Here is a 20,887-nt window from a genome sequence, read left to right on the forward strand (position 1 = left end):
TTTAGTAGTAGAGTTAGCATTTTGTTATGAGATTACATAGTAATTATTAACAATGGAGCTTATTCACAACTTAAAATCTTTTCTTGTAAAGGTTTTGACGCTTCAATCTGTCAAAAAACTATTGCTATCTTTGAGAACAAAAGCTTATGCTCATTGATGATGTTAATAACAAGATATTGTCAAATAAACAGCTAAATGTCACTTCAATCTCTTCATTAGATAGCTTTAATACGAAGGATGATTACAGCCTCAACTTTAGCGGAAGTAGTAGCTACAACTCAACCGATGCTGATGTGCAGTTGCTAAATAACGGTGACTCCGAAAATACAAGTAACGCTACTGCTAATGCTTTTAGCACTGAAAATTATAACTCCACCAATGGCTATGGCTTGATTGATGGGGCAGCAGCAGTGGCTAGAGCTACTGGTCAAAATACCTTTGCAGATGTTCCTGATCTTGGTGGCAATAATTGGGGAGCAGACCTTGTTAAAGCACCAGAAGTTTGGACACAGGGATACACAGGTAAGGGTGTTGTTGTTGCTGTTGTAGATACTGGGGTTGACTATAACCACGAGGATTTAAGAAATAATATTTGGACGAATGCCAACGAAATTGCAGGTAACGGTATAGATGATGATGGCAATGGTTATATTGATGATAATTACGGCTGGAACTTTGCTGAGAAAAACAATAACACCCTAGATAAAAACGGTCACGGTACTCATGTTTCCGGCACGATCGCAGGAGAAAATAATAACTACGGTGTCACTGGTATTGCATATAATGCCAAGATTATGCCCGTTAAAGTTTTGAATGACTCTGGCTCTGGTTCCTATAATTCCATATCTAAAGGTATTCGCTACGCTGTCGATAATGGAGCTAATGTAATTAACCTCAGTTTAGGAGGCACATCTTCCAACCGTACTCTACAGTCAGCCATTGACTATGCCAGCAGCAAAGGAGTGATTGTTGTCATGGCAGCCGGTAATGATGGTGACTCATCACCAGACTATCCCGCCCGTTATGCATACAAGTCGGGAATTGCCGTTGGGGCAGTGGATCAGAATAATAACATGCCTGACTTCTCTAACCGCTCTGGGACGAATGAAATCGCTTACGTCACAGCCCCAGGAGTCAAAGTCTATTCATCAGTTCCGAATAATCAATATGCCACTTATAGCGGCACTTCTATGGCAGCCCCCCACGTTGCTGGTGTAGTTGCCCTTATGCTGAGTGCTAACTCCAGCCTGACTGATGCCCAAGTACGTCAGATTGTCACAGAAACCGCAGGAAATAGTACACAAACTACAAGCTCTAGTTTGAATATTTCTAATGTCAGTTCTCTAGCAAGTCAGGTGATTGCAGACACAGCATTAAACAATATACAAACTACAATCTCTAGTTTTAATATTTCCAATGTCAGTTCTCTGGCAAGGCAGGCGATGTCTAACGACAACCTGCTACACATCGACGCACAAACAGCAAGATATTTAACACCAGAGACTATTACTAGTTTCAATAATTCCGATGTTGGTTCTTTTATCGGTAAGGCAATTACAGAAACAGCAAGATATCTAACACCAGAGACTATTACTAGTTTTAATAATTCCGATGTCGGTTCTCTAATAGGTCAGGCAATTACAGAAACAGCAAGATATCTAACACCAGAGACTATTGCTAGTTTTAATAGTTCTGATGTTGGTTCTTTAATAAGTCAGGCAATTACAGAAACAGCAGAATATTTGACACCAGCCGAAGGTAATAACGAATTAGTCAATCCAGAATTATGGTCGCAATTCCAAACCTTTGAGAATATCCTGGGCAGCATCAATGTCGATAGCAATGATGATAATAAAGATGAGAATAATCTTGATTTGGGAAAATTACTAGAAGGAATCCAAAAACAAATATATCAGTAAAGAAAATTTTTGGGTATCGCTTGAAAAATATAGCGATTTGCAGTTGATTCCAATACTGTTTTGTTCAAAAAATCAACCAAAGCGCTCGTCCAACCTGAATGGATGTAGGGGTTTAGCAATGCTAAACCCTTACATTTAGGTGTAGTTTGTGGGATGCGTAGGCGTAGCCCGTCGTAGACTTTTGAAATGGTTATAAAAGCAGAAGAGGCTACAAACCTACCTAACCGAAAATGCCTCATTGAATCGCCGTGTCACAGGCTCAGTAATGAATGTCAAAATTGACTTTTTACGAGTAACAATTTCACCTGTAGCAGCCATCCCTGGTGTAAATTGTACTTCTTGACCCCGCACGTTGGCTGAGTGTTTATTTAGCTTAATTCTGGTGGGAAAAACTAAGCCTAATTCTTTATCAACAATTGCATTCGGACTGACTTGCATAACTTCGCCATTCACAGTGCCAAATTCCTGGAAGGGGAAAGTCGCCATTTTTACTTTTGCCTTCATTCCTTGACGAATAAACCCAATATCGCGGTTGAGAACTTTCACCTCTAAGAGCATTTCTTCTCCTTCTGGCAAAATTGATAGCAATTCTTCACCTGATTGAACTGGCCCCTTGGTGGCTTTAACTCTGTAAATCGTACCGGCAACGGGAGCCTCAATCGTTTCTAAAGCTTGCTGCTTTCTCGCCTGCTCTAATTGACCTTGAACAGTTGTTAGTTCTTCTTTACGCTTGTTGAACTGGGTCAGAATTTCACTTTGGCGTTCTGATGCTACACGCTGGGACTGACTGCGCGCGGCATTGTAAGCTTGTTCTGCTTGGCGAATTTCTTGGACTTGGGCAGCAATATCTTTTTCTAATGATGTGACTTTATCTTGAGCCTCTGTGATTTTATTCTGGGCGTTGGTTACTTCATCTTGTGCTCTAGTGATTTCTGTCTTTGCACGAGTTAATCTTTCTTGGGCATCCAAGTAATCGACACGAGGTACAGCGCCAGGAGTAATTAAGGTACGTAGGCTTTTTTCCCTTTCTTGAGCAAGCGCCAAATTACTTTCAATTTTGATCCGAATGCTATCTGCGTTGACAAGGTTGGTTTTAGCATTTGCAACGCTGCTTTTGGCATTAACTAAGTTATCTTGCAATCGGCTCAAGCGGACTTTGGCTTGATCAATGAGTGCTATTTGGCGATTTGCTTCTGCTTCCGCCCCTGCTTGACGCGCTTGGAAGTCTTGCAGACGGGAGCTTAAAAGTTCATCTTGCAGTTTCGTCCCAGTAGTTTTGCCTCCGATGCGTTCTGCATCTAAACGTTGCAAATCGTCCTGAATCAATCTGGTAGATTTAGCTAGGCGAGAAACATCGGTTTTCTGCAAGTCTGGATCTTTTTGAATCAGAATTTGACCTTTAGTAACGCGATCGCCTTCTTGCACTTTGACGGCCACAATTGACCCTCCACCCAAGGATGTCACCGGTCTTACCTGTGTAGAAGCAATTAATTCCCCTGGCGCTGTTGCTACTTCATCTATTTGCGAGAAGTACGCCCAAGCGATCGCTCCAAATACGATGACACTGATCGTTCCCGCTAATAATCTAGTGTACAGGGGTGGCAATTCCTGTACCGCCTTCCCCAATTCATAGGTGAGTTGTTCCTCTGGTTGGGCAAATCGCTCTTTTGTCTGACGTGCTTGAGCAGCATTTACACCTAGGGATGATTTCATAGAATTTTGGATTTTAGATTTTGGATTTTAGATTATTGAGCATTGGGCATTGAGGTTGAGAGTTGGGCATTAGGGATTGAAAATTGAAGATTGAGTTTATGCCCCATGCCCTATGCCCCATTACCTAATTCAAACTGCTAGATAGCGCCGCAAAAAACTTTCTAATGTCTCTAACTGGAAGTTAAAAATTGCCTCTAAATTGGCAATTTCATCTTTTGTACAGAAAAATTCATTTGCTAGCAATGTGCGATAAGTTCCCAAAGTTTTTTGGATTTGGGGATTAAATAAACCCAATGCACCTTGTAACCCATCAATGATAAATAATGGTGAGTTAATTATTACTGGCTCTTTGATGAAGATCCGACCAAAAATCCGGGGAATATCTTCTCGTAATAAAATCTCCGGTCCTCCCACTGGTAAAATCTGGTTACGAGCGCCTTCAACCGTCACAGAATCCACCACTATTCTTGCTAAATCATCGGTACTGACAATTGAGGTACGGTTTTTGCGATCGCCAATCAGCAGATACAATCCCGTTTCCCGAAATCGTTCTACTAGTGGCAGCAAGTTAGATGCTAATCCAGATGGGCGTAATATAGTGTAATTCAAGCCACTAGCTTGCAAATATTGTTCTACTGCTCGTTTAGCTTTGAAAACGGGAGCGTCTTCATACCCGCGATCGGCTCCCAGTACGGAAATGAAGACAAAGTGCTCTACACCATTGGCTTTTGCTTGGTCAATCAGTTCAATATTTGCGCGGTAATCTAAAGATAGAGCATCGCTATCAGAACCGTGGGCGCTGATAATATACTTCACACCTTGACTAGCTTTTTGAATATCTTTTTCTTGCAGCAAATCACCGATGAAAATTTCTGCACCCCGGTGTTCTAACTCGCTGTAGCGCGAGGTAAGGCGGACAAATGCCCGCACAGACTGTTCTCGTTGCCGTAGGAGTCGCACAATTCTGCGACCAATTCCTCCCGTTGCTCCAGTTACTAGAAACATATAAATACCTAAATTGAATACTTTCAGCGTTTATAGTTGTCGAAATGCACGATATATGACCAAAATCCGTTTAACAATACTTAAACAGAGATATGAGCATATTTTTATACTTAGTAACCATGCTCAAGATATCCTCACGCCAACTTAGCCAATAGTCCACACCTTATTTATCTTAATACTCTAAAAATTATCCCCTACATCTTTATAAATGCAGGGGATAGGGTAACGGGATTAGTTTTACTGGCTCAACAAGTCAATAGCTTGTTCAAGCGACATCTTAGCCTTGTGCAAATTCAGCAGGTTCTCTTGCTGGTATCGGTCAAAATAGCTCATTTTCCTACCCTCCAAAGTTATCCGAATCAGTTCTGCTTGCTCATCTGTGGGTGAATTTATCTCTTCTATAGCAGAAAAGTAATCTCAAAGGGATAGTTTAGTTGTCACAAGTGTGTGAATTACTGGGATGAGTCAGCAAACACAGCTTTTGAGTAAGTCAAATGCCATTTTGCTTGCGGAAAACACCAAAATGAGAAAGCAAACACAGCTTTTGAGTAAGTCAAATGCCATTTTGCTTGCGGAAAACACCAAAATGAGAAAGCAAACACAGCTTTTGAGTAAGCCAAATGCCATTTTGCTTGCGGAAAACACCAAAATGAGAAAGCAAACACAGCTTTTGAGTAAGTCAAATGCCATTTTGCTTATTAAATTCAACTTAATCTATTTTTCGATGCATTAACTATTAACTTAAGCAAGCAAGAATAAATCAAACTATATTTAATGTGTTAGAAATTATTGCCGATATAGAGAAGTGGATGTGAGGAGACTTATAGATGAGTGACGAAGATCAGTTTGATGTCTTCCTTTGCCACAATAGCAAAGACAAACCTGAAGTTATAGAAATTGCTCATGAATTAACAAGACAAGGAATTAAACCTTGGCTAGATAAGTGGGAACTTCGTCCTGGTTTAGCATGGCAGGTTTTACTAGAAGAACAAATAGAAAATATTAAATCAGCAGCAGTTTTTGTCGGTAGCAGTGGACTTGGCCCCTGGCAAAGTCAAGAGATGAGAGCTTTTTTAAACGAATTTGTCGAGAGAAAATGTCCCGTGATTCCCGTTTTGCTTGGGAATACACCACACCAGCCTAAACTCCCAATTTTTCTTAGGGGTAATACGTGGGTTGACTTTCGGACAGATACTGAGGCTATGGAGCAGTTAATTTGGGGTATTACTGGAAAGCCGCCAGAGCGAAAACCAAAGCTACAGCCAGTAATTCAAGCCGATGACCTCAGTTCTGAGAAAGAAGTAAACTACACGCGATTGCGGGATTTGTTAGCAGCAGGCAAGTGGAAAGAAGCGGATGAGGAAACTTTAGCTGTCATGCTCAAGGCATCTAACAGGGAAGAGGAAGGCTGGTTAAATGTCGAATCCATCAATAATTTTCCCTGTACGGACTTACGCACCATTGACCAAATCTGGGTAAAATACAGCAATGGGCGCTTTGGCTTTAGCGTTCAGAAGAAAATTTATCTAAGTGTTGGTGGAATCGCAGACGGTAATTATTATGAACAAGTCTGGGAGGAATTTGGTGATCGCGTAGGATGGAGAGTGGAAGGAAACTGGATTTGGGAAACTGAAGGAAACTGGATTTATGAGGAGTCTTTAAACACTTCAGTACCAGAGGGACACCTGCCCATTGCCCAAAGTTATAGGGGTCATCACCTGCCCAAAACACAGCAAGCCCAAATCACATGGAGGTCGCTTCTGGTTCGGTGGAACGGTCTTCCGCTTCGGTTTCAGGGGTTGTGTGCTCTTTTTTCTCGCGTCGAGACTTGTGAAGTCTAACATATAAGCACTTCAGACTTATATTAAATATTTGTAATAAGGTTACTTTCTACGAGTTAATCAAAATCTGAGATCCGATACCTGGCACTGGCTGAGATTCTAGACTCACGTATTTGCATCATTGCAAAATATTGGCATTGCCCACACGCCCGCCTCAGAATAAATTCTGCGGCTCATAGCGAAAGTCATCTAAAGCTGACTGAAATTCTTGTTTTACCCGCATTTCCCATCAGAGGCAAGAAAAGAGCCTGTGAAAAGTTTTCCCAATTTAAAATCCCCCCATATCTTTGTAGATGCAGGGGGGAGTATTAACAATTCAAAATTTTTTCAGACGGTGATTTAAACGGTTTGTGCAAACAGCCCACTTCAAAACTATTCAGCAGTTTTGTTATTAGCTCTATTAGCCCGCGCCTCAGCTGAAGCCATCACCTCATCCATATTCTCTAACACTTCGCCAGGGAAGTTTTCCAAAACTCTGGTAGAAAGAGCAACCCGCCCTTTACCCTCATCCAAGTCAATAATTACAGCTTTAATTGACTGGCCAACTTTAAATACCTTTTCTAAAGAGTCGATGAATTTTTGGCTTACCTGCTTGATATGAAGCAAAGCCCCCATACCATTTAAATCCACAAACACACCAAAAGGTTTGATGCCAGTAACTTTACCTTCCACCAGTTGACCTAGTTCTAACAAGCTAAAGTTGCTAGAACGAGTTGCTAAACGCTGGGAAAGGATGAGTTTGTTGGTGTTTTTATTAATTTCCAAAAAGCCCACAGTCAGATTTTGACCTTTGAGTGCTTCTAAATTATCACGCTCTGCCAGGTGCGATCGCGGAATAAATCCACGCAAGGAGAGAATATCGACGGTGACACCACCTTTATTCACACCCATAACCCGTACTTGCACAGTCTGAGCATTTTCCTGCATTTCGGCCAGTCGTTCCCAGATGTGCTGAATTTCTAACTGCTTTCGAGAAAGGGTGACTTGACCTTCTGCATCCTGATCTCGGATAATCAAAAACTGCATTTCCTCTTGCAATGGCAGCACTTCCGATAAATCGGTAACTGCTCTCAAAGAAGCCTCATCGCGCGGCAGAAAAGCTGACGACTTGCCACCAATATCGACATAAGCTCCATCATGGTCAAGTTGGAACACTTTGCCATGTACAACCTGTCCCTTTTGAAACTGGTAGTCGTGTTTTTCTAGTGCTTTGGCAAAATCGTCCATTGTAAACGACGAATTGGCTGTTTGAGATAGTTTCGATTCGGAATTCATGACTTTTGAAGATTAATTGTTATTTAGATATGGTGCAACTGGAGTTTAGATTGTCATTAGTCACTTGTCATTTGTCATTCGTCAGTTGTCCTTTATTATTCACTAATGACTAATGACTAATTCAGTTGACTAAAGAGTTGTTGGACTTGCTCCCAAGCATCAGCAGCAGCTTTAGGATTATAACTGGCACGACGGTCACAGAAAAATCCGTGATCAGCTCCATCGTAGCGAAACACACGATGAGGAATTTTATATTTTTCTAACTCTGCTTCAATCTCATCTACTTGTTCGGATGGGATGCTAGCATCTTCTGTGCCAAAGAAGGCATAGAGAGTACCTGGAATTTCTCTGGTGCGGGTGATAGTGGGAGCGCCACCTCCTGGTGTACGGGTGGTAATTCCAGCACCATAGAAGGAAGCCGTAGCTTTAATATCTGGTAACGTAGCTGCAAGATATGCGACATGACCGCCAAAGCAAAAGCCAATACAGCCAAAGCTATCTTTTTTCACTTGGGGCAGATTTTTGAGGTAGTCAATTGCTAGTTGAATATCGCTCAATAACTCTGATGCTTGAGTTTGCATGGCATAGCCTCTGCCCGTTTCAATATCTTCGGGTGTGTATCCAGTTTCAAAGCCAGGAGCAATCCGTTGAAAAAGTGCAGGTGCGATCGTTACATACCCAAGTTTGGCAATCCGTTCTGTAACATCCCGAATGTGAACATTAACACCAAAAATCTCTTGTAATACAACCACTCCTGGGTAAGATCCGGGTTCTTTTGGCTCTGCCAGATAAGCAGACACTTGAATATTGTCTTGCAAAAGATTAACCGTTGTGGTAATTATTGCTTGCTCTGTCATAATAATTTTTACCAGTGCTATATCATTAGCCGTGTGTTTATTTGATATAACTATGCCAGTATGCTTAGGTTATTTCCATTTAAATTATCAATTACCAAATAGTGAGAGCATTAAAATTTCTACCAGAAAAACTTCATGTGTAAATAAAATATTTGACATGTAGCAAATGCAGCTGGTCACTAAAGGAGGGCTGAGTTAAAAGTGCTGAGTAGAAGAGCAACACTTAATACTCAAAACTCAGCACTCATCAGCACTCGTCAGCACTTAGTATTCAGGAGGTTTGGTGATGATTCAATTCCGTATTCAGCCAGACAGCGAAATTCCCGCATCGACCCAGCTGTTTAATCAAATCCGCTTTGCGATCGCTTCTCGGCAATATCCCCCGGCTTACAAATTGCCAAGCACACGGGCACTGGCAATGCAAACTGGGTTACACCGCAACACCATTAGCAAAGTTTACCGTCAACTGGAGGAAGACGGATTTGTTGAAAGTATGGCTGGTTCAGGAATTTATGTTCGGGCCCAAGGTCATGAAGGCGGTAGCAGGCTGCAATCACCAATTCTCAAACAACATCCTGATGCATATCAAGTTGTCCAGCAAGCACTTGATGAACTGCTATCTCAAGGATGTTCACTCAATCAAGCCAGAGAGCTATTTTTAGCGGAAATTGACTGGCGCTTGCGTTGTAGTGCGCGGGTATTGGTTGCAGTTCCATCCTATGATATGGGTGCTGGTGAGTTGATGGTGTATGAATTAGAGCGATCGCTAAAAATACCAGTTCAGTTGGTAGCAATGGAAGAATTAACAGCTGTGCTCGATAAAACTACCTCTGCGACAGTAGTCACAAGTCGGTATTTTATCAGTAATGTGGAAGCGATCGCAGCTCCTAAAGCTGCACGGGTAATACCTCTGGATATCTACGACTACAGCAAAGAACTCAGTCTATTGAAAACCCTACCAAAAGAAAACTGTGTAGGCATAGTTAGCCTCAGTTCCGGGATTGCACGAGCAGCAGAAGTCATCCTCCACGGTCTGCGAGGGGATGAACTACTGGTGATGACTTCGCAACCAAAAGATGCTTATAAACTTCAGGCAATGGTTAAACGGGCTGAGGTGATTATAAGTGATCAAGCCAGTTTTGCGGCAGTGCAAGCAGCCGTGCAAGCATCTGATGATGATATTATTCGTCCACCGAAGCTGATTAAGGTTGAAAATTATATCGGTACTAACTCAATTAATTTACTAAAACGAGAACTGGGTTTGGGTTAATCCAAAGATAATTAAGAGAGGGGAAGAATTGCATAGGCGGACACACCTAACAAATAACTCAGGATTATGATTGTAGAAATGCAACTCTATGTTGGTTTAGTAGAAGTAATCAAGTAGATCTCAACCTTTTCAAACCTGCAATGACATTTTTCGATATGACTAAAGAACAGTTCTTTGCGCCTTTGCATGAGGATAATTCATACTTTCAATCAGCAATACCCAAAAAATAAGTTAACTCCCTTGCGGCTCTAGGGTATTAATTCGCAAAAACTCTTGTACCCGTCGCAGGTAAGTTGGTGCATCTTCCAACATAGGGAAATGCGCTGTGTTGGGAATCATCACAAATTCCACCTTGTCACTCAGTGCGGCTGCTTGACGCCCCATCTCGGCTGGAATAATCTTGTCATACTCCCCCGCAATGAGCAGAGTCGGTACTGTCAGCTTGGCAAACTCTTGCGGCATCACTTCAGATTGAGCCTTACTGACTGAAGTAAAAATTGTTCCTAAAGCCGCATCGTAATCTGCTTCGAGAAAATCTTCCAAAAAAGCTTGCCGCTCAGAATGTGGGATAGAACTATATAAAAATCTGGCCATAAACATCCGGTCAACAAATGGAATTTTGCTTAACCACTTGGGACGGAATTTAACTACATAGCCACCAAATTTATGAAAGGCACTAAAGGATTTTTCGTCGTACTCAAAAACGCCACTACAAGTTAAAATTCCTCGTTCTACTCGTTCGGGATAGCGGTTAAAAAATAAAGTAGCAACAGACGCGCCCATTGAATGAGCATGGATATAGACACGCTGAAGATGCAACCCATCTAACAAAGCTGCCAAATCATCAGCGTATTCTTCTAATTCATAGGTTAAGTCTTTGATTGCCTGTGATTCATCCTGGGGTGACTCAGATTCGGCAACAGCTTCACTTGCTTCGGCTATGGTTGGCTTCCCACCAGAACGGCCAAATCCCCGCATATCGTAGAGTAAACAATCAAATTGTTCCGATAAAGCATTAGCAGTATTTTGCCAATACCTAGCTGAACCAGCCCAACCGTGAATGAAAACCATCACTGGTTTTACCAAAGAACCAGATGGTTTTTTCACCCATTCGTAGTAATGCTCAACGCCACGAACATTAATATAAGGCATTAGTCATTAGTCCTTTATCAGTTGTCATTAGTCATTTTCCCTTATTAAATGGTTATTAGTCTTTAGTTTTTGACTAATAACCAATGACTAATGACCAATGACTATTAGGCTGATTCCGGCTTCGGTAGTGAAGATGGATGTATTATCAGTTCGGCAGTTGATCTCTTCTCAACCATCTCCCGTGTTACTGTACAACGTGTCACATCCTTACGGGATGGTAACTCGTACATTACATCCAACATCAGTTCTTCGACAATTCCTCGTAGCGCTCTAGCACCAGTTTTACGCCGATAGGCTTCTTGAGCGATCGCTCGTAAAGCTTCTGGTTTAAAATCTAACTGGACATTATCCATCTTCAGCAGTTTTTGGTACTGCTTCACTAGGGCACTGCGTGGTTGGGTGAGAATCGCCATCAACGCTTCTTCATCTAGCGGATCTACTACTGCTACCATTGGCACGCGCCCAATAAATTCGGGAATCATGCCAAATTTTACTAGATCATCTGGTGCTAGATGCCGAAGAGTATCTGCTGCCCGTTTTTCCTTCGATTGGCCTTCTCCAGGTTGCACAAAGCCTATTGCTTTTTTACCAACTCTCTGATCTACAACCTTTTCTAAGCCTACGAAAGCACCACCACAGACGAACAAGATATTACTTGTATCAATCTGGATACAGTCTTGATAGGGATGCTTACGCCCTCCTTGGGGTGGTACATTGGCGATCGTTCCCTCTAACATTTTCAGCAAGGCTTGCTGCACACCTTCGCCAGAAACATCACGGGTAATTGACGGGTTCTCACTCTTGCGAGCAATTTTGTCAATTTCATCAATGTAGATAATTCCTCGCTGCGCTTCTTCTATATCTAAATCTGCCACCTGTAACAGTCGCAGCAAGATATTTTCCACATCTTCTCCCACATACCCCGCTTCTGTCAGTGTTGTAGCATCAGCGACGGCAAAGGGTACATCTAGGATTTTCGCTAGGGTTTGCGCTAAGAGAGTTTTGCCGCAACCAGTGGGGCCAATTAACAAGATGTTAGACTTTTGCAATTCTACAGCATCATCTGCCGCAGCTTTGCCACTGGCTTTAGACTGAATCACTGCCAACCGTTTGTAGTGATTGTAAACGGCTACTGACAGCACTTTCTTGGCTTCGTCTTGACCAATAACGTGTTCGTCTAGATACTTTTTAATCTCTCTTGGCTTGGGTATTTGATTAAACGAAATACTAGAAGATTGGGTACGCCGTTTTTGAGGTGGTTCTGCTCTTGGTGCCGGCTGTGCTGCCGCACCATTGGTATCGAGTAACTCCTCGTCTAGTATTTCATTACACAAGTCAACGCATTCATCGCAGATGTAGACTCCCGGCCCCGCGATTAATTTACGCACCTGCTCTTGAGACTTGCCGCAAAACGAACATTTTAAATGGGAGTCGTACTTAGACATACCAGCCTCTTATTTCAGAATGGTGACGTTTTCCCCTGCTGTGGGAAGATTTTGCCTGGAAATGACCTGATCAATCAAACCGTAGTTCTTCGCCTCTTCTGCCGACATGAAAAAGTCGCGCTCAGTATCTGCTTCAATTCTTTCTAAGGGTTGACCAGTATGATGAGACATTAACTGATTCAACTTAGCCTTAATGTAAAGAATTTCTCTGGCTTGAATTTCAATGTCAATGGCTTGACCTTGAGCGCCACCAAGTGGTTGGTGAATCATAATCCGGGAGTCAGGCAGAGACATTCGCTTACCGGCAGCCCCTGCTGTCAACAAAAATGCCCCCATGCTCGCGGCTAATCCAAAACAGATGGTAACAACATCAGGGCGAATTTGCTGTATTGTATCATAGATTGCCATCCCTGCGTAGACTGAGCCGCCAGGAGAATTAACATACAGTTGGATGTCTTTTTCTGAGTCTTCAGCGTCTAGGAATAACAACTGAGCCACAATTGAGTTGGCTACAGAATCATCTATTGGCGTTCCCAAAAATATAATCCGCTCTCGCAGCAGGCGGGAGTAGATGTCGAAAGCCCTTTCTCCCATGCCAGATTGTTCCACCACCATCGGCACGATGTTGCTAGGGCTGCTCAACTGGGAGTTAATGTTTATTCGACTTTGGTTGCTGATGGGGTAATTTCCCGACTGCGATACAAGCATACAAGCAAATTTGACGATAATTTAGGATAAATGTTTCAGCAGCAGATGCTGCCTTTTCGACGAATGGGATTTTTATAGCTACGTGTTAACCATTATGCCTCATATAATTTCCTCTCGTGTAACACAGTATCAAGCTCAGGCGATAACATGTGTCACAATTTGCTAAAAACTCATTAATTATTCTGCCTTCATCCCTGAGTTTTCAGGAGTTAAGAGTTATGGGGCATTGGGCATTGAACAATAATTAATAGTTCTTCTCCCCTGCTCCCTGCTCCCTCATCTCTTTTAACTTACCCATTTCACCAGTACTTTAACTCAGAACTGGTGAACTCATGGCTGTGGGATTTTTAATTATCCTTCAGTGACTTCTGTTGAAGCTTCGCTGATTTCTTCCTCTATCTGAGGTGTATCAGCATCTGATTCTGCGTCTTCTGTTTCCTCCGCAGGACTCAAGGAGCCTTCGGGTACAAGTTCAACTGAGGAATGTTCTAATAGCCAATCAATGGTTTTTTCGGTTAATAGTTCGTTTTCCACGATTGAGCGCAGTCTATCTTCATCAACGTCTTGCTCCTCTGGGTACTGTTCTAAAAGTTCTGTAACTCTGGCTGCGATTTCTTCTGGTGTTACCTCAATAGATTCGCGTTTACCAACTTCCCGCAACGACAAGGAACGTTTGATGCGTTCAATAGCCTCAGTACGCGATCGCTCCCGCAATTGAGGAATAATATCTTGAGTAAACAACTTCCTCACATCTAGTCCTTGCTGAGACAGCCGCATTGCTGTTTGCGTTAGCATTGCATCGACTTCTTGCTCAATCAAGGTTGCTGGTAAGTCAACTTCTACGTGCTTGAGCAGTTCCGTTAACAAGGCTTCTTGCTTATTTGTTTTTGTTTTGTCGTCCGCCTCTTTTTGATATCGCTCTACCAAAGAAGCGCGTAACTCCTCTAAGGTTTCAAAATCGCTGATTTCTTGGGCGAAATCGTCATTTACTTCTGGTAATTCCTTTTCCTTCAGTTCTTTGAGCGTTACTGTGAAAGTTGCTGCTTTTCCAGCTAAGTCTTCATTAGCATAAGGATCTGGGAACTGTGCCGCAATTTCTCTGGTTTCTTCGGGATTCATCCCCACTATTCCAGAAATAAAGCCTGGAATAAACTTATCTTCCTGCAACTCAACTTGAAAATCAGTTGCTTCGGCTCCAGGAATCGGTTCTAGTTCAGCTGTTTCGTCTTCGCCCTCAACTCTGGCAAATGAACCTTTAAAATCGACTACGGCAATATCACCGATTTGGGCTGCACGTCCTTCTACAGGAATCAATGTCGCCAATTCTTGACGTTCCTTGTCGAGGGTCGCGTCCACTCGTTCTGGCTCGTACTTGACTTCTTCAGCTTTAGCTTGCAAATCAGTGTACTGAACTAGATTCACTTCCGGTTCTACATCGACAGCAGCCGAAATCGTCAGGGGTTTTCCAGGTTCATAATTCTTAATCAAATCCTCAAAGGAAGAGCGCAATTGCGGCTGACCTATTGCCGGGATAGCTTCTTGTTTAACTGCTTGCTCAATGCCGTCTTGAATTAGTTCTTCCAGTGCTGCTGCCTTGATACGAGTTGTACCCAGCCGTTGTAGCAATATCGGTCGAGGTACCTTGCCTTTACGAAACCCAGGAATATTGGCAGTACTCGCTAAGTTTTTAATGACCTGTTCGTAAGTTTGCTTAGTAATTTCCGGCGTAATCTCTATTTCCAGGCCAATTTGGCTGGCGGGGAGTCTTTCCTGGGTAACTTTCATGCTTCGTCTCTAGTTTTCTGGTATTTTATACTCCGAGTACACACAAGACGCAATAATTGTTCGCGTTTATGGCTTGATATCTCTTAGGGAGGATCGGAGGTTGTCACAAGGCTTCATGACATCCAAAGGATGGATGGTGTGTCCTGGCACAGAGATCCAGTTTACTGCCAATGAACAAGGACTTGACAATTTACCGTTATAACAATTATTGACACTCCCAGTGCTAAGAGCGTCTGGGCTTTCTTGCCTAATATTTGTAATAAGTGCTGAATCCTTGAGGATTGGAAAGAGTTTTATCCCTATTCTCCAGTCCTTAATCTTCAGTTACTCTGAATTTAGCACCCGAAACTCAGGAATTAATTATTCAGTGGGCTAACACCGTGATATCCTGGTTTTCAGCCAGTAGTTAATACTTCAAAGTTATAGCATCTAGTCTAGCTATATTATGGTATAGGAGCAAATCTACTACTTAGCCGCATAGCTCAATTTTGATGGTTTGGCGATTTTATACCATTTGCATCATAGTACATTCATCATCCTGGAAACCCACTTTACAGCCGAGACGTTTATTCGCTTTAGAAGTCAAATGCTTATAAAACGCCTAAGTGCAGATGTCTCCATTTTGCTACCGGATGGCGGTTTGTTGTACAATAATATATAGTTTAAATCAATGGAAAACAATGGAAAAATTGGATGATAGTTGTTGTAAAATTCAACATTACTTAACTTATTAACCAAGCAAATAAATTTATCAAATCTATAAAGAACGACTAAATTAGATAAAAACCTAAATCTATTCAAAACGCATTGCATGACTGCGAGCACTATTTATATATAAGTAAATTGTTAATTATTCCAAAAAATTGCACATAAATCTTTTACAGGAGGAAGCAAGTTTGTCGAAATCCTATCGTGTAGCTATTTTGGGAGCAACTGGTGCAGTTGGCACAGAGTTGCTGGAATTATTAGAAAGTCGTAATTTTCCTATTGCTGACTTGAAATTATTGGCATCAGAGCGGAGTGTTGGGCGATCACTACAATTTAAAGGTGAAAATATATCCATAGAGGCAGTGAGCGATCGCGCCTTTGAAAATGTGGATATAGTACTGGCTAGTGCGGGTGGTTCCACATCCAAAACTTGGGCAGCAATTGCTGTCCAAAAGGGCGCAGTAGTAATTGATAACTCCAGTGCCTTTCGGATGAACCCGGAAGTTCCCTTAGTAGTACCAGAGGTGAATCCACAAGCCGCAGCTAATCACCAAGGTATTATTGCCAACCCCAACTGCACAACAATTTTAATGAGTGTGGCAGTATGGCCATTGCACAAAATTAAACCAGTGCAACGTATTGTAGCTTCAACCTACCAATCTGCTAGTGGTGCTGGTGCCAGAGCAATGGCAGAAGTCAAAACCCAAACAAGCGCTATACTACAAGGACAGACGCCAGTTGCTGAGATATTGCCTTACCCACTGGCATTTAATTTATTCCCGCATAACTCACCATTAAACGATTTGGGTTATTGTGAGGAAGAAATGAAAATGGTAAACGAAACCCGAAAAATATTTGGTACGCAGCAAATCAGAATCACTGCAACCTGTATACGGGTTCCCGTACTCCGCGCCCATTCAGAAGCCATTAATTTAGAATTTGAGACTCCCTTTAGTGCAGAGGAAGCCAGAGAAATTTTAAATTCCTCCCCTGGAGTTAAATTGGTAGAAGATTGGGAAACTAATCATTTTCCGATGCCAATTGAAGCAACTGGTAGAGATGAAGTTTTAGTGGGAAGAATTCGTCAGGATATTTCTCATGCCTGTGGTTTGGAATTATGGTTGTGCGGCGACCAAATCCGTAAAGGCGCAGCATTGAATGCAGTACAAATTGCCGAGTTGCTGGTAGAAAAAAATCTACTCAAGCCTGCTAAAGCTTACGTTTCAAGCTAGTCATTAGTGAAAATAAACAACTAATGGAAAAGATCAAATGTGCAAATCACCGTTGAAAGCAATTTGCAGATAGGTTATTACAATAGAGAACCACCAAGATACAAAAAAATGGGTAATCAGGAGTGAAAAAAAGGGTGGGAGATTTTGGCAATGTTTTAACCGCTATGATTACACCGTTTAAAGCAGATGGTAGTGTCAATTATGATGTAGCGGCAGAACTGGCAGCGCATCTAGCTAACAACGGAACAGATACATTGGTGGTATGCGGCACAACCGGAGAATCCCCTACCCTGAGTTGGGATGAGGAATACCAGTTGTTTGTTGAGATATTACAGTCCGTGGCAGGAAAAGCCAAGGTGATCGCAGGTTGTGGTTCAAATTCCACTAAAGAAGCGATCGCAGCCACCCAAAAAGCGTCTAAAATAGGAGTACACGGTTCCTTACAAGTTGTCCCTTATTACAACAAACCGCCACAAGCGGGATTGGAAGCGCACTTTCAGGCGATAGCACAAGCCTGTCCCGACTTACCTTTGTTGTTATACAATGTCCCAGGTCGTACCGGACAAAACCTTCAGCCAGAAACAGTTGCCCGGTTAGCTGAGGTTAGCAATATTGTCGGAATTAAAGAATCCACTGGTAGTATAGATCAGGCAAGCGAAATTCGTCGCTTGACACCAAAAGAATTCGACATCTACTCTGGTGATGATTACATGACTTTGCCCTTGTTAGCGATCGGGGCAAAGGGTGTGGTAAGTGTGGCTTCTCATTTGGTAGGAAACCAACTACAGCAAATGATCCAAGCTTTTAGTGCGGGAAAAATTGAAGTAGCCAGTGAGATTCATCTCCAACTCTTCCCGTTGTTTAAAGCTTTATTTCTCACTTCAAATCCCATTCCAGTGAAAAAAGCACTGAAACTTCAAGGTTGGGAGGTTGGTTCAACTCGTCCACCGCTATGTGAAGCTGATTTAGAAGTAAGTCAAAAGTTAGAAGCGGTTCTGAAAGAACTTAGTTTAATCTAGCCACCATCTGGTTAAGCTTTGGTAAGCTACTGCTTTCTAAAGATACATATAAACAATGGTCATAATTGTTCATAAGTTGCAATTTAAAAATCTGTGCTAGGACTGATAGACATAACTATAAATTCTTCAGTGTACAGTCGATTTTATTGAATAAAAAATTGAAATCTTCAATTAAAACTTGATTGCTTTGGGACTGAATTAAGAGACAAACGATGTTGTCTTAAATACAAGTTCGTTAACTATCAACTAAATTAACCACAAGTAACGATCTAAGGAGAAAATGGCTAAAAACGAAGCTAATAATTCCGCCTTGAAAATTATTCCTTTGGGCGGTTTGCACGAAATTGGGAAAAATACTTGTCTTTTTGAGTATGACGATGAAATTATCCTGTTAGATGCAGGATTGGCTTTTCCCACAGAGGCGATGCATGGAGTAAACATTGTTTTGCCAGATACGACCTATCTGCGAGAAAATCGCCACAAAATTAAAGGGATGATCGTTACTCACGGTCATGAAGATCATATTGGCGGAATTGCTTTCCATCTTAAGCAATTTGATATCCCCGTGATTTATGGGCCCAGACTAGCAATGGCAATGCTAGAGGGTAAATTGGAAGAAGCAGGAGTCCGCGATCGCACAGAAATCAGAACAGTTCTACCACGCGATGTGGTGCGGATTGGCAAAAACTTTTTAGTTGAATATATCCGCAACACCCACTCCATTGCTGATAGTTTCACTGTTGCCATTCATACTCCCCTTGGTGTAGTCATTCACACAGGTGATTTTAAAATTGACCACACCCCAGTGGATGGTGAAAAGTTTGACTTGCAACGGTTAGCAGAACATGGTGAAAAAGGCGTTCTTTGTCTGCTAAGTGATTCCACTAATGCTGAGATACCAGGGTTTACACCTTCGGAACGTTCAGTTTATCCGAATCTTGAGAGAGTATTTAGTCAAGCTACTGGGCGATTATTTGTCACTACCTTTGCTTCTAGTGTGCATCGCATCAACATGATTTTGGATATCGCCAAGAAGCAAAATCGTGTAGTGACGATTGTGGGGCGTTCCATGCTGAACTTGATTGCTCATGCCCGCAATTTAGGTTACATCAAGTGTGAAGATAATCTGCTGCAACCATTGCACGCAGTCCGCAATCTACCTGATGAGAGAGTACTGATTTTAACCACAGGTTCTCAGGGTGAAACGATGGCAGCAATGACCCGCATTGCCAACAAAGAACATCCTCACATCAAAATCCGCCAAGGAGATACAGTAGTATTCTCTGCTAACCCAATTCCCGGAAATACGATCGCAGTAGTCAACACCATTGATAAATTGATGATTCAAGGTGCAAAAGTGGTCTATGGTCGGGATAAAGGGATTCACGTCTCCGGTCACGGCTGTCAGGAAGAGCAAAAGCTGATGATTGCCTTAACTCGACCCAAGTTTTTTGTGCCATTTCACGGCGAACATCGGATGCTAGTGAAGCACGCAGAAACGGCTCAGAGTATGGGCATTCCCGCAGAAAACATGATCATCATTCAGAATGGTGATATTGTCGAACTGACTGAAGATGCTATTCGCGTTGCTGGTAAAGTGCCATCTGGTATCGAATTAGTAGATACTACGAGTTCGGGCATGGTAAGTGCCAAAGTTTTACAAGAACGGCAACGCATGGCTTCAGAAGGCATTATTACGATCGCAGCTGCCATTGATTGGAATGGTAAACTGTTGGCAAAACCAGAAGTTCACCTACGGGGTGTAGTTACAAGTGTAGAGCGATCGCTGGTACAAACCTGGGTAAAACAACGGATTGAAGAAATCCTTACTGTGCGCTGGACAGAATTTGCTCCTGCGGAAGGGGAAGCAGCAGATATAGACTGGGGTGGATTGCAAGGTACTTTAGAACGAGAATTGCAACGCTCCATCCGGCGGGAATTGCAATGTCAGCCATCTGTGACTTTGTTGATGCAAATTCCTGATGAGCCACCCGTGAAAGTTGCCGATGGCAGAAGACGGCGGACTCGGACTGCTGCTCAGGTAGCATCATAGAGAATTTAAGATAAAAATCTCATGCAGAGGCGCAAAGACGTAGAGTTTTTCTAACGTCTTTGCGCTTTGGCGTGAGATTTAGAGAAAAATCATTTGCTTTAGCGCCCTCAATGAACCCAGAGGTATACTAGAACTAAAGTACACACTGTTAAAGGCGCTCCAAACCTTAGATGTTCCCAAAAAGTTAGCTTGTAACCTAAATCCGCAGCAGCTTCTACAACTATCAAGTTGGCAACTGAACCAAACAAAGTTAGATTCCCTGCCAAAGTTGATCCGGCTGCCAACAAAAGCCAATACTTAGTGTCACCTGGAGGAACCAGGGGATGCAGCAGAAGTACAGCAGGCACATTAGAAATTAAGTTAGATAAGACAACAGTTACACCCAAAAAACTCGCAGTAGAGTTGATTGCATGGGTAAATGGCTGAAGCAAATTCAGCTTTTGCGTGACTCGCGTCAGGATAAATAATCCAGAAAACATTACCAGCAGGTTCCAATCCACCTTTTGCAAAATGCGCTGGGGTTTAACCCGCCGAGTGATTAGCAATAAACTAGCAGCAACTAAAGCAGACTGCGCTAAGGGTAAGCCGATAGGGTTCATCCGTTACTTTTATGGAGAATTAATAGAAAAGTGCCAGTTTAATAAACTGCGTAATCGAAAATTGCTAAAATTACGAAAGCCATACCCAAGTCTTTTAATTAACTTGAGTTTATTATTAATTCCTTCTACAGTACCACTGGTAGTTCTGCCATCAAAATAACCGACTATTTCCCCAAACCATCTCACCATTGTCCCTAGACTTTTCGGAAAGTATGAACGTGCATCATACATCCAATCTAATAATTGTGTTATGCTATCTCCCCAAGATTTAGTGGTTTCAAATATCTGGCGGAATTGTTCTTTAAG

16 protein-coding genes and 1 pseudogene are annotated in these 20,887 nt (G+C 42.3%); 7 read left to right on the forward strand and 10 right to left on the reverse strand.

The features are described 5' to 3' along the window. Window positions 1–146: 146 nt before the first annotated feature. On the forward strand, window positions 147–1,919 hold the full coding sequence (locus F8R90_RS03905) for a S8 family peptidase (protein ID WP_196509647.1): 1,773 nt from the start codon (window positions 147–149) through the stop codon (window positions 1,917–1,919). 216 nt (window positions 1,920–2,135) lie between these two features. Here F8R90_RS03905 and F8R90_RS03910 read toward each other — a convergent pair whose 3' ends face one another. Both F8R90_RS03910 and F8R90_RS03915 read right to left on the reverse strand, forming a co-directional pair. Next, the gene (locus tag F8R90_RS03910; RefSeq protein WP_196509648.1) at window positions 2,136–3,632 is read right to left on the reverse strand and encodes an HlyD family efflux transporter periplasmic adaptor subunit; all 1,497 of its coding nucleotides are present in this window, start codon (window positions 3,630–3,632) and stop codon (window positions 2,136–2,138) included. Window positions 3,633–3,761: 129 nt separating this feature from the next. Continuing rightward, window positions 3,762–4,637 (reverse strand): SDR family oxidoreductase, encoded by an 876-nt coding sequence (locus F8R90_RS03915; RefSeq protein ID WP_196509649.1) that lies wholly within the window; start codon window positions 4,635–4,637, stop codon window positions 3,762–3,764. 460 nt (window positions 4,638–5,097) lie between these two features. On the opposite strand from F8R90_RS03915, the gene F8R90_RS03920 reads away from it, so the two are divergent. Together F8R90_RS03920 and F8R90_RS03925 are read left to right on the forward strand one after the other, a co-directional pair. Then, window positions 5,098–5,370 (forward strand): hypothetical protein, encoded by a 273-nt coding sequence (locus F8R90_RS03920; RefSeq protein WP_196509650.1) that lies wholly within the window; start codon window positions 5,098–5,100, stop codon window positions 5,368–5,370. A gap of 94 nt (window positions 5,371–5,464) precedes the next feature. Then, window positions 5,465–6,478: a GUN4 domain-containing protein gene (locus F8R90_RS03925; protein WP_196509651.1), complete on the forward strand. Its 1,014-nt coding sequence runs from the start codon at window positions 5,465–5,467 to the stop codon at window positions 6,476–6,478. A gap of 372 nt (window positions 6,479–6,850) precedes the next feature. On the opposite strand, the gene F8R90_RS03930 is transcribed toward F8R90_RS03925, so the two are convergent. Next, complete coding sequence (locus tag F8R90_RS03930) at window positions 6,851–7,753, reverse strand: S1 RNA-binding domain-containing protein (RefSeq protein ID WP_196509652.1); 903 nt, start codon at window positions 7,751–7,753, stop codon at window positions 6,851–6,853. 116 nt (window positions 7,754–7,869) lie between these two features. Beyond that, on the reverse strand, window positions 7,870–8,610 hold the full coding sequence (locus F8R90_RS03935) for a dienelactone hydrolase family protein (RefSeq protein WP_196509653.1): 741 nt from the start codon (window positions 8,608–8,610) through the stop codon (window positions 7,870–7,872). A 286-nt stretch (window positions 8,611–8,896) separates the two neighbouring features. Between F8R90_RS03935 and F8R90_RS03940 the strand changes: the two genes are divergently transcribed. Beyond that, a complete protein-coding gene (locus F8R90_RS03940; protein ID WP_190892609.1) occupies window positions 8,897–9,880 on the forward strand; it encodes a GntR family transcriptional regulator in 984 nt (327 codons plus the stop codon). A 231-nt stretch (window positions 9,881–10,111) separates the two neighbouring features. On the opposite strand, the gene F8R90_RS03945 is transcribed toward F8R90_RS03940, so the two are convergent. The 4 genes from F8R90_RS03945 to tig form a co-directional block, all read right to left on the reverse strand. Beyond that, on the reverse strand, window positions 10,112–11,032 hold the full coding sequence (locus F8R90_RS03945; RefSeq protein WP_196509654.1) for an alpha/beta fold hydrolase: 921 nt from the start codon (window positions 11,030–11,032) through the stop codon (window positions 10,112–10,114). 104 nt (window positions 11,033–11,136) lie between these two features. Further along, window positions 11,137–12,477, reverse strand: coding sequence for an ATP-dependent protease ATP-binding subunit ClpX (gene clpX, locus F8R90_RS03950; RefSeq protein WP_190892604.1), 1,341 nt, complete (start codon window positions 12,475–12,477; stop codon window positions 11,137–11,139). Between the two features lie 9 nt (window positions 12,478–12,486). Beyond that, window positions 12,487–13,185 (reverse strand): ATP-dependent Clp endopeptidase proteolytic subunit ClpP, encoded by a 699-nt coding sequence (gene clpP, locus F8R90_RS03955; RefSeq protein WP_190892602.1) that lies wholly within the window; start codon window positions 13,183–13,185, stop codon window positions 12,487–12,489. A 351-nt stretch (window positions 13,186–13,536) separates the two neighbouring features. After that, entirely contained in the window at window positions 13,537–14,970 is a 1,434-nt protein-coding gene (gene tig / locus F8R90_RS03960) for a trigger factor (protein WP_196509655.1), read from the reverse strand. Window positions 14,971–15,866: 896 nt separating this feature from the next. On the opposite strand from tig, the gene F8R90_RS03965 reads away from it, so the two are divergent. The 3 genes from F8R90_RS03965 (at window position 15,867) to F8R90_RS03975 (ending at window position 19,982) form a co-directional block, all read left to right on the forward strand. Continuing rightward, a complete protein-coding gene (locus F8R90_RS03965; protein WP_196509656.1) occupies window positions 15,867–16,910 on the forward strand; it encodes an aspartate-semialdehyde dehydrogenase in 1,044 nt (347 codons plus the stop codon). A gap of 134 nt (window positions 16,911–17,044) precedes the next feature. Beyond that, window positions 17,045–17,929 carry a 4-hydroxy-tetrahydrodipicolinate synthase gene (dapA, locus tag F8R90_RS03970; RefSeq protein ID WP_196509661.1) on the forward strand — a complete coding sequence of 295 codons (885 nt, stop codon included), beginning with the start codon at window positions 17,045–17,047 and terminating at the stop codon, window positions 17,927–17,929. A 280-nt stretch (window positions 17,930–18,209) separates the two neighbouring features. Then, window positions 18,210–19,982, forward strand: coding sequence for a ribonuclease J (locus F8R90_RS03975; RefSeq protein WP_196509657.1), 1,773 nt, complete (start codon window positions 18,210–18,212; stop codon window positions 19,980–19,982). 107 nt (window positions 19,983–20,089) lie between these two features. Here the strand turns inward: F8R90_RS03975 and F8R90_RS03980 are convergent. Further along, window positions 20,090–20,572, reverse strand: a pseudogene (locus F8R90_RS03980) (SLC13 family permease); the annotation flags it as partial. A gap of 18 nt (window positions 20,573–20,590) precedes the next feature. Then, a partial coding sequence (locus F8R90_RS03985; RefSeq protein ID WP_196509658.1) for a transposase occupies window positions 20,591–20,887 on the reverse strand: 297 nt, incomplete at its 5' end.

The organism is Nostoc sp. NZL (assembly GCF_015714705.1).
GTDB classification, from domain to species: Bacteria; Cyanobacteriota; Cyanobacteriia; order Cyanobacteriales; family Nostocaceae; genus Nostoc; species Nostoc foliaceum_A.

Coding starts and splice junctions, on each gene's coding strand:
- F8R90_RS03940 (WP_190892609.1), top strand. CDS start 8,897: ATGATTCAATTCCGTATTCAGCCAGACAGCGAAATTCCCGCATCGACC.
- clpP (WP_190892602.1), bottom strand. CDS start 13,185: ATGCTTGTATCGCAGTCGGGAAATTACCCCATCAGCAACCAAAGTCGA.
- clpX (WP_190892604.1), bottom strand. CDS start 12,477: ATGTCTAAGTACGACTCCCATTTAAAATGTTCGTTTTGCGGCAAGTCT.
- F8R90_RS03910 (WP_196509648.1), bottom strand. CDS start 3,632: ATGAAATCATCCCTAGGTGTAAATGCTGCTCAAGCACGTCAGACAAAA.
- F8R90_RS03945 (WP_196509654.1), bottom strand. CDS start 11,032: ATGCCTTATATTAATGTTCGTGGCGTTGAGCATTACTACGAATGGGTG.
- F8R90_RS03925 (WP_196509651.1), top strand. CDS start 5,465: ATGAGTGACGAAGATCAGTTTGATGTCTTCCTTTGCCACAATAGCAAA.
- F8R90_RS03915 (WP_196509649.1), bottom strand. CDS start 4,637: ATGTTTCTAGTAACTGGAGCAACGGGAGGAATTGGTCGCAGAATTGTG.
- F8R90_RS03920 (WP_196509650.1), top strand. CDS start 5,098: ATGAGTCAGCAAACACAGCTTTTGAGTAAGTCAAATGCCATTTTGCTT.
- F8R90_RS03935 (WP_196509653.1), bottom strand. CDS start 8,610: ATGACAGAGCAAGCAATAATTACCACAACGGTTAATCTTTTGCAAGAC.
- F8R90_RS03975 (WP_196509657.1), top strand. CDS start 18,210: ATGGCTAAAAACGAAGCTAATAATTCCGCCTTGAAAATTATTCCTTTG.
- F8R90_RS03905 (WP_196509647.1), top strand. CDS start 147: ATGCTCATTGATGATGTTAATAACAAGATATTGTCAAATAAACAGCTA.
- F8R90_RS03930 (WP_196509652.1), bottom strand. CDS start 7,753: ATGAATTCCGAATCGAAACTATCTCAAACAGCCAATTCGTCGTTTACA.
- tig (WP_196509655.1), bottom strand. CDS start 14,970: ATGAAAGTTACCCAGGAAAGACTCCCCGCCAGCCAAATTGGCCTGGAA.